At 53.7% G+C, this 15,787-nt stretch carries 12 protein-coding genes; 9 read left to right on the plus strand and 3 right to left on the minus strand.

The window, feature by feature from the left end; all coding sequences use genetic code 11:
* Positions 1-136: 136 nt before the first annotated feature.
* The gene (locus ABTV87_RS12335) at positions 137-2,104 is read right to left on the minus strand and encodes an alkyl/aryl-sulfatase (RefSeq protein WP_433899616.1); all 1,968 of its coding nucleotides are present in this window, start codon (positions 2,102-2,104) and stop codon (positions 137-139) included.
* 105 nt (positions 2,105-2,209) lie between these two features.
* On the opposite strand from ABTV87_RS12335, the gene ABTV87_RS12340 reads away from it, so the two are divergent.
* The 5 genes from ABTV87_RS12340 (at position 2,210) to ABTV87_RS12360 (ending at position 5,302) form a co-directional block, all read left to right on the plus strand.
* Positions 2,210-3,133: a LysR family transcriptional regulator gene (locus ABTV87_RS12340; protein ID WP_433899617.1), complete on the plus strand. Its 924-nt coding sequence runs from the start codon at positions 2,210-2,212 to the stop codon at positions 3,131-3,133.
* Between the two features lie 91 nt (positions 3,134-3,224).
* Positions 3,225-4,436 (plus strand): colicin E3/pyocin S6 family cytotoxin, encoded by a 1,212-nt coding sequence (locus ABTV87_RS12345; protein ID WP_433899618.1) that lies wholly within the window; start codon positions 3,225-3,227, stop codon positions 4,434-4,436.
* Entirely contained in the window at positions 4,433-4,663 is a 231-nt protein-coding gene (locus tag ABTV87_RS12350) for a DUF7683 domain-containing protein (protein ID WP_085688188.1), read from the plus strand. Before ABTV87_RS12345 ends, ABTV87_RS12350 begins: the two co-directional genes overlap by 4 nt.
* Before the next feature lie 71 nt (positions 4,664-4,734).
* The gene (locus ABTV87_RS12355; RefSeq protein WP_433899619.1) at positions 4,735-4,986 is read left to right on the plus strand and encodes a pyocin S6 family toxin immunity protein; all 252 of its coding nucleotides are present in this window, start codon (positions 4,735-4,737) and stop codon (positions 4,984-4,986) included.
* A 76-nt stretch (positions 4,987-5,062) separates the two neighbouring features.
* Positions 5,063-5,302, plus strand: a complete 240-nt coding sequence (locus tag ABTV87_RS12360; protein ID WP_433899620.1) for a colicin E3-like toxin immunity protein — start codon at positions 5,063-5,065, stop codon at positions 5,300-5,302.
* A 62-nt stretch (positions 5,303-5,364) separates the two neighbouring features.
* On the opposite strand, the gene ABTV87_RS12365 is transcribed toward ABTV87_RS12360, so the two are convergent.
* Complete coding sequence (locus ABTV87_RS12365; RefSeq protein WP_433899621.1) at positions 5,365-6,696, minus strand: amidohydrolase; 1,332 nt, start codon at positions 6,694-6,696, stop codon at positions 5,365-5,367.
* Positions 6,697-6,889: 193 nt separating this feature from the next.
* Here ABTV87_RS12365 and solA point away from each other — a divergent pair, with 193 nt between their 5' ends.
* The 4 genes from solA (at position 6,890) to ABTV87_RS12385 (ending at position 15,095) form a co-directional block, all read left to right on the plus strand.
* Positions 6,890-8,053: an N-methyl-L-tryptophan oxidase gene (gene solA / locus ABTV87_RS12370; RefSeq protein ID WP_433899622.1), complete on the plus strand. Its 1,164-nt coding sequence runs from the start codon at positions 6,890-6,892 to the stop codon at positions 8,051-8,053.
* Positions 8,054-8,316: 263 nt separating this feature from the next.
* A complete protein-coding gene (locus ABTV87_RS12375) occupies positions 8,317-12,381 on the plus strand; it encodes a KAP family P-loop NTPase fold protein (RefSeq protein ID WP_433899623.1) in 4,065 nt (1,354 codons plus the stop codon).
* Between the two features lie 406 nt (positions 12,382-12,787).
* Positions 12,788-13,843 carry a hypothetical protein gene (locus ABTV87_RS12380; RefSeq protein ID WP_433899624.1) on the plus strand — a complete coding sequence of 352 codons (1,056 nt, stop codon included), beginning with the start codon at positions 12,788-12,790 and terminating at the stop codon, positions 13,841-13,843.
* Between the two features lie 259 nt (positions 13,844-14,102).
* On the plus strand, positions 14,103-15,095 hold the full coding sequence (locus ABTV87_RS12385; protein WP_273903632.1) for a hypothetical protein: 993 nt from the start codon (positions 14,103-14,105) through the stop codon (positions 15,093-15,095).
* Positions 15,096-15,332: 237 nt separating this feature from the next.
* Here ABTV87_RS12385 and ABTV87_RS12390 read toward each other — a convergent pair whose 3' ends face one another.
* Positions 15,333-15,785, minus strand: coding sequence for a GNAT family acetyltransferase (locus ABTV87_RS12390; RefSeq protein ID WP_273903630.1), 453 nt, complete (start codon positions 15,783-15,785; stop codon positions 15,333-15,335).
* Between the last annotated feature and the right edge of the window lie 2 nt (positions 15,786-15,787).

The following is a 15,787-nucleotide window of genomic DNA, read 5'->3' on the forward strand; positions in this document are numbered from 1 at the left end:
GGCGATCGGGTTGCGCAGGATGCTGAACAACTCAATGGAAAACTTTGTCCGAGCCTCCGGTTTTCATTGGATTTTTCTTGGGTAACCGTCCAGAGGCCATCGACCGCGTGTTCCGTCGATCAATGGCCTCGGTGGGTCAGTTTCCTGCACGGGCGACAATCGCGAAATTCCCCGGCGCCTTCTCCAGCAGCCCCAGAAATCTCACGAGATCGACCTTGCTGCCATCCACTTTCAGATCATCGGAAGTTAGCGTTTCCTTGAGTCCGGCGGTGCCGCCCAGCAGTTGGACGAACAGGTCCTTGGTGACGGTCAGCGTTGCGTTGGCGTTCGCCGCCGACGGGCCTTTTCGGTAGTGCAGCACGGCGTTCTCGATCCATAGCACGAACGATTCATTGGTATCGGTCAGCACCAGATTGAATGTCCAGTTCTTGCCATCCGCCGCCGGCCCGTCGAGGCTCGCGGCCATGGCTTCGAGGAAGCGTTCGGTGGGCGTCTGCTTCATCAGTTCGATCAGATCGGAGCGTTTGACGCCCTTGGCTGGCGGGCCGTTGCGCAGCTCCATGGCCGCCGTCAGGTAGCTGTTGCGCCAGGTCGCCGATTCCGCCTGATAGCCCATCTGTTCGTAAGCGCGGGCCAGCAGTTCCTTGGCGGCCGTGTCGTCGGGTTTGGCCAGCACGGCCTGATCCAGCAGCTCGGCGACCCAGCGGTATTCGCCCTTGTCGTAGGCCACGCGGGCGGCTTCGACCACTTTGGCGTTGCCTCCCATCAATTCGACGTAGCGCTTTGCCGATTCTTTGGGCACCAGCGGATTCAAGTGTGCGGGGTTGCCATCGTAGGCGCCCAGGTACATTTGATAGATCGCTTTGACGTTGTGGCGCAGGTCGCCGTAATAGCCACGGGTGCCGAAGTACGACGCCAGCGAATCCGGCAACTGGATCTTGTCGGCGATCTCGTTGGGGGTATAGCCGGCGTTCATCAGGCGCACGGTCTGGTCATGCAGGTATTTGTAGACGTCGCGGTGCTTGGTGATGAATTCGCGGATCCGCTCGTTGCCCCAGATCGGCCAGTTGTGCTGACCGAAGTAGACCTCGGTGTCGCCCAGCTCGTCGAGGGCGATTTGCGTGTAGTCGGACCAGCGCAGCGCATCGCGCACCTTGGCGCCACGGATCGGCAGCAGGTTGTGCATGGTCTGCGCCAGCAGCTCCGCACCGCCGTACGCCTTGAGCGCGGGGATCGAAAAGGTAAGCTCGGCCGGGGCTTCCGCGCCGGGCATGTTGTGGAACACGAAGCTGACGCCGTCGAGCTCCAGCGGCTGGATCGGCTGGTCGATGATCTGCGTCGGCGGCAGGATGCCCATGCTGCCGTAGGCGACGTTCTTGCCCAGCCCGGTGTCGACAATGCCGGTGGCGCCCGGCGTCAGGTTCTTGCCGAACTGATACATCGAACGCCGCGCCATCGCCGGACCCGCCAGGATGTTTTCGCTGGTGGCTTCCTCCATGAACCCGGCGGGCGCGACGATGGGAATGTTGCGCTGGGCCACTTCGCTGCTCGAGGTGATGCCCAGCACACCGCCGAAATGGTCGGCATGGTCGTGGGTGAAAATGATCGCGGTGACGGGCTTGTTGCCCAGATGCTCGCGCGCAAATGCCAACGCCGCTGCGGCAGATTCACGGGAGGTCAGCGGGTCGACCACGATCCAGCCGGTTTGCCCGTCGATCAGCGTCATGTTGGCGATGTCGAAACCGCGCAACTGGTAAATCCCGTCGCGGACCTTGAACAGGCCGATCTGCGCGTTGAGCATCGCGTGCCGCCACAGGCTCGGGTTGACGGTGGCCGGCGCCTGGCCTTCGACGAAACGGTACGCATCGAAATCGATCAGGACATTGCCGTCAGCGCCGAGGATCTTGCCGGTGGGCCGGGCGATGAAGCCGCGCTGAGCATCTTCCATGTCCCGGTTGTCGCTGAGGTCCAGGCCCTTGATCGACGCCTGGATCACCGCTGCCGTGGCGGGCGTGGCATCTCCCGCAGCGGCGCTCGGCTTGTTGTCACAGCCGCCGAGGGAGACCAGCGTCAGGGCGATGATCGTGTAGAGGGTCGGTTTCATTCTTGTTGTTCTCCGAGGGTCGAATGCGCTCCAGCCTAGGGGTAGGGCGGTGATGTATCCAATGCATTGTTTACATCCTGATAATGCGTCGCTAGCATCGGGCGAATGGACCTCAAACGACTGTCACACCTTCTCGCGCTGGCCGATGAACGCCATTTCGGTCGCGCCGCCGAACGCGTGCACCTCAGCCAGCCGGCCCTGAGCCGCAGCATTCAGGCGCTGGAAAGCGAAACCGGGCAGCGCCTGTTCGATCGCGACACCGGCGACGTCCGCCCGACGCCGGCGGGGGAGTTCCTGATCGAGCGGGCGCGGCAGCTGCTGTTCGATGCCCGGTCGCTGGAGCGGGACATGGCGCTCTACAGCGATCGCCAACTGGGCAGCCTCGCCTTTGGCGTCGGCCCGTTCCCGGCGGCCATGTTGATGCATCAAGTGGTGCCGCGACTGCGCCTGGATCACCCGGCGGTCACGCTGCGTGTGGAAGTGAACAACTGGCAGATTCTCGAGGCGCGGCTGCGCGCTGAAGCGATCGAATTTTTTGTTGCCGATATCCGTAACTTCACGGCGGAATCCGATCTGCTGATCCGTTCGCTGGGCCAGGTTTCGGCAGGCTTCTTCGTACGACCGGAGCACCCGCTGGCCGGACGCCAGGTGCCGATGGGCGAACTGGAAGGCTACGGCATCGCCACGACGCGCCTGCCGGAAGTGGTGAAACTCGAGACCGCCCGAACCCTCGGCATCCCCACCCGCCAGGCGCTGCCCATCGTGCTGGAGTGTGATGATGTGGCGTTGCTCAAGACCGTCGCCGGTTCAACCGACACCATCCTCGGCGTCATTCATGGCGCCGTGGCCGAAGACATTCGGGTGGGGCGTTTGATTGAGCTTCATGTTGTCGACAGGCCGGGATTTCATTCTGAAATTGGCGTGGTGAGTTTGCAGGGTAGAAGCCTGTCGCCGACGGCTTTGTGTGTGATTGAGGCGGTCGTTGCCGAGATGCAATTCGTTCACGTCGAACAATCCCCACGTCTTTAGAGATACGTCCTACAGCCACGATTTTCCTGCTTCGTTAACGTCGTGCAGCCTCTTGCGAGGGGCTGCCGATGCATGAACGAAAGGACAATCAGTGGCTGGTCAAAAGGACATTCCCCGGGTTTACAACCCACCGGCAGGCGACGGGCATCACGTCACCTACCGCTACATGACGGCCACCGAACTGGCCGATCAGCAAGAACGACAAAACAAGTACGACGCCATGCTGGCGAGACAGGATGCTTTCGAGCGTAGCCGTGAGGTGGCGGCGAACAAGCCTGATGCGGTGCGTGCCGGCTGCGTGTTTGCCAAGTCCTGTAGGTTGCCGGACGCGATCATCGATTACTCGAATCCTTCGGGGATGGTGCCGACTGACAGCCTGAAGGATTACGGCGAGCTGATTTTGCTGGGTGGCCGGGAAGCCGATGACAGCGGTGGCGTTGCACTCAAGAAAATCAGCGGCACGGCAATTCCTGCGGGGCTGGGCACTTTTGCCCTTGCGGGGGAAGCGTTCAAGGCGTTGCCCGCGATGGCCTCTGCTGCTGTCATCAGCCCGCTGCTCGGTTTGGTGGCGATGTTCATGCCCTCGAACCTGGGCGACAGCGCGCTTTACACCGAAGACCAGTTGCTCGCCCTCAAACAGGCCCGAACCCGTGTGCGCTTGCGTGTTGAACAGCAGGCCGACGGGAGCCTCAAGGGTTACGGCTTCTACACGGGCAAGAATCGCGATTGGGAAATGGTAGATGTCGTGCAGTTCACGGCACGTGGTAGCCGGTTTATTGCAGACCTTGGTGAAGGTGTTGAGCTGGTCTGGACGCCCGCCGTGGACGGTTCCGACATTCTTGGTATTCCGGCACTGGAGGCTGCTCCGCAGGCGCCGCATATCTGGGTGTATCCGCCGACGAAAGCGGCGGACGGGATTCTGGTGAATCCGGTTTATCCGCCGGAGTATCGGGATTTCATTCTGGTGTTTCCGGTGGGGTCGGGGGTTAAGCCGGTTTACATTGTTGTCAGCACCCGCGCGGGGGACCACGAGTACCATCCGGCTCCCGACGTGCTCCCCGCCTTTCCTGATGCAAGAATCGTAGGCCGTAAAACGGCTGTACAAGGTGGTGGGGCGAAGCGCAAAAGATGGAAAACTGCAAAGGGTTTGATTCTTGAATGGGACTCTATGCACGGTACAGTCGAAAAATATGATGCGAGAGGTAAACACCTCGGAGAGTTCGATCCGAACACAGGCGAGCCGACATCTACAAAAAAGAATAAAAAATCAAAAAAAGGTAAGAAAAGGAGCGTTGAACCTTGAGGTTTCTAGTAGAAGCTTTTGACATCGAGACAGACTTCCAGGCTTTCGTTATCGAATTGCCACAGGGATGTGATGAACAAATCAAAGCCATCATGGGTTGGAAAGAAGAACCGCAGGGGTGGGAAGGCTATGATTTGAGCCAGCCGCAAATGCAAGCAATCGAAGAGCTTGTCGGTAGGTCGATTGAAGATCGAAATTTCTATTTCCAACTGACATGCAATGTATAGACAGAAAAAGTAAAGGGGGCGGATCTATTCACGAGAATATATCCGGCCCTTTTTTCATGAAGGAACAAGCGATGCTCTTCCTTTCAATAACCGGCTTATACCCGGATGACGTCCGAGACGACACGCTGCAGTTCGAGTTGGATATCGACGGTAGCGAAATGAATGAAAAAGTTGCACAACTCATTGAGTCCAAGCCCCTGAGCGAACTGGAGCCAGGTGAGTTGTTACTGCGCGAGGATCAGGTAGCGGCACTGGGAGCCCTGCTGAATGTCAGCTTCCCGGACGGTCTGGAGTATTTCATGGGCACCTGTGTGAAGTACTGATACTGCGGAGAGCAAAGGGGACGGGGCCACTGTCCCTTTTTTCGTCAAAAAAGATATTTGTGAGAAAGAGATGGGAATGGAACTGAGACTGGAGTGGTACGACGCAGCAACCCTGGAATTCCAGGGCGAGGAGTCGTCAAGAGATCTGGGGGATGATGAATCAGTATTGAATGCCTTAGGCATTCCAGTAGAGGGCAACATCAATAATGGCAGCTTCAACGTCGTCGAACAGTGGGTTGCGACCATTCAGCCGTACTTTCAGCATCAGATCGCTCTGAGTACCAACGACTACCAAATTTCGTTTGACTACAGTTAGTACCCGCAAAGGGGGCGGATGTATTCACGAGAATACATCCGCCCCCTTTTCACATAAGCCAATCAGCCCCGCTGACCCCGGCCCGGATAATTGAGCACAAACTGCACATGCGCCTTCACCCCGGTGGCCATTGTCGCGTCATCGGCGGTGAAGTAGGGGCTGTGGTTGTTCGGCGCTTTACTCATGTCCTGGCCTTCCGGCGTGGCGCCGAGGAACACGAACAGTCCCGGCACCTTGCGTGCGTAATAGGAGAAGTCTTCGCTCGGCGACAGCGAGGCGGGCAGGCGCTCGACTTTGCCCGGCGCTGCCAGTTCGAGGGCCGGGATCATGGCTTCGGTCAGGGCCGGATCGTTGGTGGTCACGGGCGCATTGTTCACCAGCAGCAGATTGGCCTGGGTCTCGTAAGCGCTGGCGATGCTGTTCACCAGCGGCGGCATCTTTTTCAGGATCGTGTCACGGATGTCGGCGTTGTTGGTGCGAATGGTCCCGGTCATTTCCACGGTCTCGGGAATGATGTTGGCTGCCGAGCCGCCGTTGATCGTGCCGACACTGATCACGCCCATGCCCTGGGTCAGGTCGACGCGCCGACTGACCAGCGTCTGCAATCCGCTGATGATGCCTTGACTGGCGACTATCGGATCGACACCGCTCCAGGGCGCCGAGCCGTGAGTCTGCTGGCCCTTGACCGTGATGCGGAACGAATCGCTGCTGTTGAGCACGGTCCCGGATTTATAGAACAGATGCCCGGTCGGATAACCCGCCATTACATGCACCCCGAACACCGCCTCGACCTTGGGCGAATCGAGCGCGCCATCGCGGATCATCGCTTGTGCACCGATCAGAGTGTCGGTTTGGAACTCATCGACATCGGCCGCACCTTCTTCAGCCGGCTGAAACAGAAACACCACCGTCCCGCGCACCTGATCGCGATGCTCGGCCAGCACCTTCGCGGCGCCCAGCAACATGGCGGTGTGGGTGTCGTGCCCGCAGGCGTGCATCACCGGCACGCTCTTGCCCAGCCGCGTGCTGGTGGCCTGACTGGCGAACGGCAGGTTCGTCATCTCCTTGACCGGCAGTGCGTCCATGTCCGCGCGCAACGCCACCACCGGCCCCGGCAATCCGCCTTTCAGCACCCCCACAACACCCGTCTTGCCGACCCCGGTGCGCACTTCAATGTTCGATGCTTTGAGCCGCTCGGCCACCAGCGCGGCGGTCTTGAACTCAAGATTGCCCAGCTCCGGATGCTGGTGAATCGTGTGGCGCAGGTCGACGACTTCCTGATTGACCGTGCTCACGGCGCTATCGACCCAAGGCACATCGGCGGCATGACTGGCAGTGGCAACGAACGAGGACAGAACGGCGAGGCACAGCGAAGTTTTGCAGAAACGGATCAAGGCGGGACTCTCTCTTATGGTTTTTATTGGCGTCAGAGGGTATGCCGCGATGCAAGACGGGACAAACGAGTCTGGCCGGTAATCGCACGGCTTTTGGTTTTTCGCGTTTTTGCCAGCGCGCGGCTTTCAGCGGATTGTTTTCCATCGTCTGATCCGCTTCACTGTGGCTCTTTTGCCTGAGCGGAAATCAATCATGGAACGATGCGAAGCACTGGTCATCGGCCTCGGCGCCATGGGCGCGGCCACGGTGTATCAACTGGCGAAGGCCGGGGTCAACGTGGTCGGCATCGACCGCCACCATCCGCCGCACACATTCGGCTCCAGCCATGGCGACACCCGCATCACCCGGCTGTCCGTGGGCGAGGGCGCGCAATACGTGCCCATCGTGCGCAACTCCCACCGCATCTGGCGTGAACTGGAAGCGCTGTCGGGCGAGTCCCTGTTCGAACAGACCGGCCTGCTGGTGCTGACCTCTAGCCCCGACTTCGACCCCGCCGACGAAACCGACTTCACCCTGCGCACCATCGCACTGGCACAGACCTACGGCATCAAACACGAAGTCCTCAACGCTGCCCAGATCCGCCAGCGCTTTCCGCAGTTTGCCCAGGTGCGCGACGACGCCATTGGCTACTTCGAGCCCGAAGGCGGTTTTGTACGGCCCGAACGCTGCATCGACGTGCAACTCAGACTGGCCGAACAACACGGCGCCACGCTGTACAAGGGCGAGACCGTGACCCACATCAGCTCGGACGAACAGGGCGTCACCGTCACCACCGACCAGCGCACCGTGCGGGCGAACAAACTGGTGGTCACCGCCGGCAACTGGGCGGGCGGCTTGCTTGGCGCGCCGTTCGACGGGCTGCTCAGCGTCTATCGGCAAAAACTGTTCTGGTTCGAAACCGAGCCCGACGCGGAACTGGTCGGCCACTCACCCACGTTCATCTTCACTCACGGCCCGGACGACGATTTCTACGGCTTTCCCGCATTGCCGGAGGAGGGCAGTTTGAAGGTGGCGACGGCGCAATATCACAGCACGTCCACGCCTGAAACTCTGGATCGCACAGTCTCGGCCGAGGAAGAACGCGAGATGTACGAGCAGCAGGTGCAGGGGCGCATTGCCGGGCTGACGGATCGGGTCGTGAAGTCAGCGGTTTGTGCCTACACCGTTACGCCGGATCGGCATTTCATTATTGATGAACATCCACGGTTGCAGCACACGTTGGTGGTGTCGGCGTGCTCCGGGCATGGTTTCAAACACTCGGCGGCGCTGGGGGAGGCGTTTGCGCAGTGGTGTTTGCGGGGGGAGAGTGAGCTGGATCTTTCGTTGTTTTCGGTGGGGCGGTTTGAGTGGGAGTGATGGTGCTTGGGAGGACTGCTATTGGCCAAGAAGCGCTCGTAATTGGCTGCTTCCCGCTGAATCGGTCAATAGCTTCCGCTCATGAGAGTCCGCAATTAGCCCTAGAGGTCAATCCAATTTCTTTCTTTTGGAATATTAAAAAGACAAGGATGCCGGCTACGTTCGCGGCCTGTACAGTCCTATTGAGTGGGGATAACTATTGCAGCCTTATCGAAGTGTCTACAGTATGTGTAGCTAAATGCCATCGGCCGAAGGATTGATTGATGCCCACCGACAAAAAAGTCATGCCCGCCATTCTGGATCGTGAAATTTCAGGTGCCGATCAGGATGCGTTTGGCCACAGGCATTTCGCTGAGGGCCTACAAAGCCTGATCGAATCAAAGGAACTGTCTCCTCCGTTTAGCATAGGTCTCCTCGGTGGTTGGGGGACCGGCAAAAGTAGCATCAAGGAGCTATACACAAACCATTTGAAAAACGACGCAACCAAACAAGAAGGGAGGTTGAGAAAGGATCGATTCCATTGCATCACTTTCAACGCCTGGCGATTTGGTGGGCACGATCAGGACATCAAGCGTGCTTTGTTGCGTCATGTGTTCCTAGAGCTCGGTGGCAAAGAGGATCACCTCCACGACAAGCTGTTTCGGCAGATTAGCGAGACAACGCAAAAACCTAAGAGTTGGTTAAAAATTACCCTGGAGACGCTCAGGGCATGGGCACTTCCAGTACCCGCACTTATATCTGCAATGGCCCTATTGTTTGGGATTTGCTGGCTGACGTTGATCGGATTGAATGTTCAAAGCGAATTTCTGAAAAGCGTCGTCGTTTTATGCGTCACGTGGGCATACACATATCTTTTAAAAAATATAAAACCACCTGCAGTTGCTTCGTCGACGCCTGTCACGCGAGTAGAGCTTCCAAATACCACTTCTGAACAATACGAGGATCTGCTCCTCGATCAAATTCGGAGCTACAAATCTGGTGACTGCCAATCCCTAGAGGGTCGCTCTGGGAAAACGTGTGAAAGGTTGGTGGTGTTTGTTGATGATTTAGACCGTCTTTCATCCGAGGAAATGGTACTTGGTCTGGATGCTGTTCGCACGTTCATGGAGATACCTGCTAGTCGTCTGCCAAAGGGCATTGGATTGGTATTTGTTATTTCTTGTGACGAGGCAAAAGTAGCTGACGCTCTTGCTAGAGGCCGAAGGAATAGTGATCTTCCTGGCTCAGTGGTCACCCACAACGATGCGCGTAGATATCTGGATAGGATCTTCCAGTTTCGCTTAGAGATACCACCGCCCCCTCGGCATGACATGCGAGAATTCGCCCGTGCTCATTTGGCTAAGCTGACCAGCGTCACGGCGGATCTTAATGCCCGTGGTATCCATCTGGCTCCGATTATTGATCGAATGATTCATGTGAGCGTCCAAGACCCGAGAAACGCTCTTCAAATCGTGAATGCTTTTGCTCAAGCCTGGTGGGTGGCTCAAAAGAGAGAGGCAGAAGGACTTGGTACGAACAAGCCTGGTGGATTGCACGAAGGAGCTGTCACATCGCACCCTATTTCACTTGGAGCACTATGTGCGATGAAGGTAAGTTTTCCTGACTTTTACCGCGACCTTCAAGAAGATCCCTTATTTTTGCAGCGCTTCACTGATGTCGTTATTCGTAAGCTGAACTTGGATGATCAACCCCTGCAAACGCAGGACCGTCTAAAGGAGCGCTATTTCAAGCTCACTACTGAAGGTGTGTTCATTCTCAAGGCTGAACATCGACCACTCCGACAATTTGTCGCAAGCTTGGACGGTTTAAGATGGCCGCCTTCGCTACAAAGCCTGCTTCTGCTATCCGAGGACCCTGTTACTCGACGTTTGGGACCGAAAATAGCGCCAATTTACGGTGATTTTGTTTCCGGCAATACTCAAGGGGTATTGGAGGGGTTTGCAAGGCATAGTGACAACGCTCTTCTTCACGAAAACGAAGCCCGAGCGCTTTATCAGATGTTTGAAGACCTTCGGCAGGAGCTACCTGCGCTTAGAGCGCGTGCATCACGGGTTGTAGCTGACTTAGTAGAACGTTTGCCTGAACCACCTGCTTACCAGCTAATCAGTATGCTCTGTCGTGAAATTGGGGATTCTCTCGATCTACGCTCGCAGCTTGGGGTAGAGAAAATCGGGAAGATTCTGCGATCTGCCGTTACTGACGACCAGCGTGTTATCGCGTCTCGCCTTGTTGGTGACTTACTGGGCGGTTCCGAAGCAGTGAAGCTTCTGCGCGAGACCATGGAACCGCCTAGTCTTGATGAAGCCGTCGATATGGTTCGCTTGGCAGTCCCGATGATTCTAACCGTGCGTGCAAACATCAGTTTAGAGCGTAGAGCAGACGAACAACTACTCAGTTGGTTGCTCAATCGGAATATCTCAATTGGCAACAAACACACGCAACTTTCCTTTAAAGAGCTAGAGCAATGGCTAGAGGATTATGGCGACAATCTGTCTTCAGCCTTAGGCCTTAATTATATAAATGCGCTCGCAGACGAGCTAGAGACTAGTAAGACTTCTCAATTCGATATGCTTCCCAGCGTTAGTCGAGCACGCAAAATATTTGATCAAATGATGGATCAGGGCAACGAGTCAAGGCCCCTGCTTTGGGCTCCGTTGGCACGTTATGTATCTCTTTCCGGTACGTCGGCTGTGCGCATGGCGTGGGAGGTTGCTCAAACCAACATTCAGCACGCGGACGATGATGATATTTGTCAGTTCGTCAGTAATTTCGTCGCAAGACTGTCGAAGGATTTCGATGATGAAGAGTCTACGATGGAGCATGAGATCGCAGCATCAAGCCTGCTAAAGTTTGTTTACGAACGAGTAGATGCTCTGGATGCTGAAACTGTAGAAGCCACCGCCGACTTAGCTGATATGTGGGCTAAAAACGATTTCCTGACTGAACAAGCGTGCGCGTTACTGTCTGCGTTACGAAAAAATGACGAAACGGACTACATGCGAATCATTGGTGGATGGATACCGCAGCTTTTCGTAAGCCTCCCCATCGATTGCGCCAAGCTGGTGGCAGCTCAATTTGACACATTGACTGATCCTATTAAGACCGCAGTCGCCGCCTCTCTCTCCGCCTGTCTCACAAGCACCGCTGCAGTTGATTCCGCTTTGGAAAGATACAAAGTGTTTATTCTTAATACGCCGCCATCGGCTTGGAAAGCCGGGCCGCTGCACAGCTATGTAGACAGTCTCATTCAGCATCTCGCGGCCCAAGTGAGCAATGAGGCATTCATTAGATCTCTACTGAAACCAAGCGTTCCTCTCTTAAAATTCGCATCGCCGAGCATTTTGGGTCCTTACCTTCAGCAGCTCTTTGTTCAGGGGAAAAGTTATCCAGGCTACTTTTCATGGATGCATCTCTGCCTAGCTCAATACTGGCCAGTGAAGTCAGATAACCTTTCAGGCTACGACCCTAAAGTTATCTTCGATGAGGCTGGCGCTTTTGCAGTGACTTATCCAGCGCATACGAGACAAGGGATTTTACTATCTATGCACGATATGCTCCGACGGGACTTGGTAGGGCAAGAGGGGCGCGAGAAATTAATTGCTGCCAGTTGTTCAGCCTGGTCAGCTAATCCAAGTGTCTCATTGAGCTCTTTCGAGCGGGAGTATTGCGAGCTAACTCCTGAGCAAGCTGCCAATCTAACGTCACCCATAGAATGGGCAAATTCCGATCACCTAGAGACGCTACAAAAAGCTTGGAAGTGTATTGCTGCCAATAAGAATGGCCCTGCTTCGAATGAGGTTCTCGTGCGGCTTCTTCAGCAAGGGCCACAAGGGAGTGAAGAGCAACCTGATTTGGCAATCCGTATGTGGCTCCAATCTCAGGAGGACACAGGACGAGAACTGATGGCGGAGGTGCTGGCAGAGGATGTTCTGGAGGATATTCACAGGCGTCGGTTATGGGCCTATGCAATTGAGAGGGTCAAAGAACTAGGCGCTCCATTTTTTCTATCACTGCTTCCCAAAATTAGTGCGCTCGCTAATGCAGATCAGACTATCAAGGCGGTATTCGACGATTTCACAATTGTCATGAGCGTACTTAACTCTCAAGATCTCAAGGCTGAAATGGCAGTTCGTTTGATGGACGTGTTCTCGGTTGCCGCCACCAATTCGACAAAAGGGCGTATTGCCGAAGCGAGCAATCAGCTTGTTAATCAATCAGCGTTGAAAAACTTTAAGCCGAAGTCACTTCACAAAGATGAGTTTGATATTCTCAGTGCGATTTTTGGAGCGCGTCATATGAAAAAATTCGAAAAGATGGTCGATGAATGATGTGCGATCTATGCATTCGCTTGCGGATTAGCCGATAACTGCCCGGAGATAATTCTCAATACTTACACGCCCAATTGAACAGTGTTTTGGGGCCGAGAGCAGCCTTTACGTGAATGGCCGCTATTGGCCGAAAGCTGCCGTTCATGAAGGGCAGCTATCGACCCAGGCCGGCCCCTCATGGCTGCTAATGCTTGCCAGAACCAGTGACTGTAATCCGATTGTAATTTCTTCAATCGTGAGCTTGAAAAGATTCCGCGTTTTTTTGTGGTACTCCACAGGAACGCAATAATCTCGGTTCGACTAGCGACGGCTGGTCATTAGAGCAATCCAATGTAACCATATCAATCGACCAACTGTCTGCCGCTTCGATGGGCAACCATAAAGAAGTAAGGTTTTAGGATCTAAAATGTTTAATCGAATACTCATTTATTTAGGGTTGTTGCGGGAAGAACGGTCCCTCGTCGACACGATACTAAACACTCGAAGTGCTGTCTTCTTTGCGAAAGTTATGGGTGTATGCGCTTTTATTTCGATAGGCTCTAATTACATCATGTGGGTGCATGCGGTCTTCGAAGATTTTGATTTAGGGAATTCGGCCATCAGGGAGTACCTGTCGTCAGACTATTATGGGAGCGCTATGCGGGATGAGGGGCGGCAGCTGGAGCGGTACAATAAGGGGGTGGCCGATTCGTTACCTCCACACTTGAGTTTCTATTTCCCTACTCTAGGTGTAATCGTCAAGCACGAGGTGAGTGTAGTGCCCGGAACACGGCACAGGCCGGACGGCACTCCTCAGTACAAATTTGAAAATAAATTCAAGGTTTCGCTGAATTTTGTTCACCTCATATGGTTTGTTTTCTTGATGAGCATGCTGCTGGTCTCTGGTCTATTATTTTTATCCCGTCGCTCGCCTGCAGCGCTGATCCGACTCGAGGAGCTAGAGCTTGAAAATCATTTTTCACCAAGAGAACGATTGCCGCCTACCCGTGAAATGCTTGGAGTAGATAACCGGCTCGCTCTTATTTTCAAACGATTTAACGCTTTTGTAGTATCCCTGAATTCCCGTCAGCGCGGAAAACCATCTTTTGAGGTTAACGATGAGTATGATGTTCAGGACCTGATGCTACCTATGCTGCAAATGGAGTTCGGAATCGTCAAGCGTGAAGTCTGGGGCCCGGATATCGCCGGATCAGCTTCCAGGGTGGACTTTCAGCTCGTCAACGAAGGAGTGCTTATTGAAATAAAGAAGACGCGAGGGAGTTTGTCAGATCGAGAACTATCGAATGAGCTCATCGTTGATATAATTCGATATTCAGCTTATGAACACATCAATAAGATTGTGTTTTTTATCTACGATCCCGAGACTCGGATCAGGGATCCTTTAGTCCTGTTGACAGATATCGAAAAACTGCGCGGCAAGGTTGATGTGAAAATTTTTATATCGCCAAGGTGGTATGAGTAGTCCGATGGTAATAGAGTCCGAATGGCGGTATCAGAGTATGACGTAACCGGATTAGTTGGTTATCAGACGATCCCTCAATTATGCAGTAACTCACAAATTATGACGCCGGAATTGTGCCGCGTCCGGGGATGAACTGAGCAAAAATGGGGACGGATTTTTTTCTAAAATAAATCTGTCCCCATTTTTCCTATTTTTTTCTTTTGCTGTTTAAGCTTGCACTGTTTTGCTTGAAGGTAAAAAATAACTTAGAGGTAATTTAATGAAGCAGTTGTACAATAGTTTGATAATTTTCGACCTCCTTAAAGAGAAGTTCGAAAAAGACTTGTTTTTAATTGAGTTTTCCGTGTCTTTGACAAAAAAATACAGTAAGCGATGCAAGGATCTTGGTCACTTCAATGAGGATCTCAAACAGTCATTGTTCTTAAAGCAAGTTATTGATGTATGCGCGTTTTTAGATGAATTTAAAGCATTCAGATCCTTGGCTAAAGATAGCGAAAGAGTCAAGGGTGTATGCAGGGCGACCAAGCCAGCTTTAGAAAGGATCGAAGGATTAAAAGGGTTGAGAGATTATAGAAATGCACTGGCTGCTCATAACTTCAGGGTGGACGGCAGGAAGGATGAAGTTATTTTGCTGAGTGATTACACTAAGAATCAGGATCATCCAAACTCTATTGCAGAGATCTTTTTTCTTAGCTCGCTGTGCATCACAATCATAGAAGTGGTATGCATGGAGTTCAGTAGTGAGCTCAAGGAGGCATTGAAGTCATATAGGCTAAGTCTGGAGGATGATAGTGATGATCCATTAAGAGGGGTCAAAACAATTCGAGAAGCTTATGACGAAATCGAGAAGTATCGTATAAAGCTAAATTTAAAGCCAAAATTTATAGAGTATGAGTTCACGGAGATTAATATGTCTCTACGCAAGCTGGATTGGAGTGCAATTCCCAAAAGCTTCCAGCTTGCAAAAGATGAAACAAATAAAGCTTGGTGTGAAGTTCTAGGCATGTACTTTAGAATGAGAGGTTATCAAGGCATCGAGTATTGTCAAGGTGCAAAGGGGGGTTATACAGGCCATTGGCTAGAGTTTTATGGTTACGCTGTATCTATAACTGATGAATTAAGGTGTTTTAAACCATCTGGCTTGAGAAGAATCTATGGCGCAGTATCTAATTGGGAGCCCTGTACTGAAGAAAGTAGTTCTCAACAGGCACGGCTTGTATATGGCGAGCTAATGAAAGTAGTTACACCGTGAGGCTTCTCAAATTTCGTAGTATGTTGCCTTGGCTCACAAACTGACGCGTATCGCTCGGGCGATACGCACACCGTACGCAATACCAATTGGCAAATACCGATAACAAAAATTCCAAAACGCAAAAATGGGGGCGCAAAAATGGACGGATTTATTTTCTACCAAAAAACGGAAAATAAATCTGAGACTCATCTAGCCGGATAATGCTTTTCGCGAAGAGCTGTAGCCCAAAGCGGACGCTCACCAAGGCTTCTCTTCAGGCACCACTATATTCGACTCGATCTTCTTCCCCATGCTGATGCGGGGTTCGGTCGAGTAGCCCAGAGACTCATAAAAAGCTTTGACACTTTCATTTGAGCTGACGATTTGCAGATTTATTTTCATGCAGCCTCGCGCCGTCAAAGCCCCCTCTGCATGACGGACCAGATTGATCCCTATGCCTTTTCTGCGATGCGACGGGTGAACCGCCACCGAATACAACCATCCACGATGGCCGTCGTATCCGGCGAGAACGGTGCCAACAACTTCATTTCCTGACAGGGCAACAAAGAAAAGGCCATCCGCTGCGGCCAGTTTTTTGTCGATGGCAAGGCTGGGAGTGTTGTGCGCGGTTTCGTAGCCGAAAACGGTTTGCCAGAGTTGCACGACGCAACGGCGGTGGTGTTCATTTGAGTAGTCGGCAATAGCGTCCATGT

The organism is Pseudomonas sp. PSE1(2024), assembly GCF_050990555.1.
GTDB lineage: Bacteria > Pseudomonadota > Gammaproteobacteria > Pseudomonadales > Pseudomonadaceae > Aquipseudomonas > Aquipseudomonas aphyarum.

Coding starts and splice junctions, on each gene's coding strand:
- ABTV87_RS12335 (WP_433899616.1), bottom strand. CDS start 2,104: ATGAAACCGACCCTCTACACGATCATCGCCCTGACGCTGGTCTCCCTC.
- ABTV87_RS12340 (WP_433899617.1), top strand. CDS start 2,210: ATGGACCTCAAACGACTGTCACACCTTCTCGCGCTGGCCGATGAACGC.
- ABTV87_RS12355 (WP_433899619.1), top strand. CDS start 4,735: ATGCTCTTCCTTTCAATAACCGGCTTATACCCGGATGACGTCCGAGAC.
- ABTV87_RS12360 (WP_433899620.1), top strand. CDS start 5,063: ATGGAACTGAGACTGGAGTGGTACGACGCAGCAACCCTGGAATTCCAG.
- solA (WP_433899622.1), top strand. CDS start 6,890: ATGGAACGATGCGAAGCACTGGTCATCGGCCTCGGCGCCATGGGCGCG.
- ABTV87_RS12375 (WP_433899623.1), top strand. CDS start 8,317: ATGCCCACCGACAAAAAAGTCATGCCCGCCATTCTGGATCGTGAAATT.
- ABTV87_RS12380 (WP_433899624.1), top strand. CDS start 12,788: ATGTTTAATCGAATACTCATTTATTTAGGGTTGTTGCGGGAAGAACGG.
- ABTV87_RS12385 (WP_273903632.1), top strand. CDS start 14,103: ATGAAGCAGTTGTACAATAGTTTGATAATTTTCGACCTCCTTAAAGAG.
- ABTV87_RS12390 (WP_273903630.1), bottom strand. CDS start 15,785: ATGGACGCTATTGCCGACTACTCAAATGAACACCACCGCCGTTGCGTC.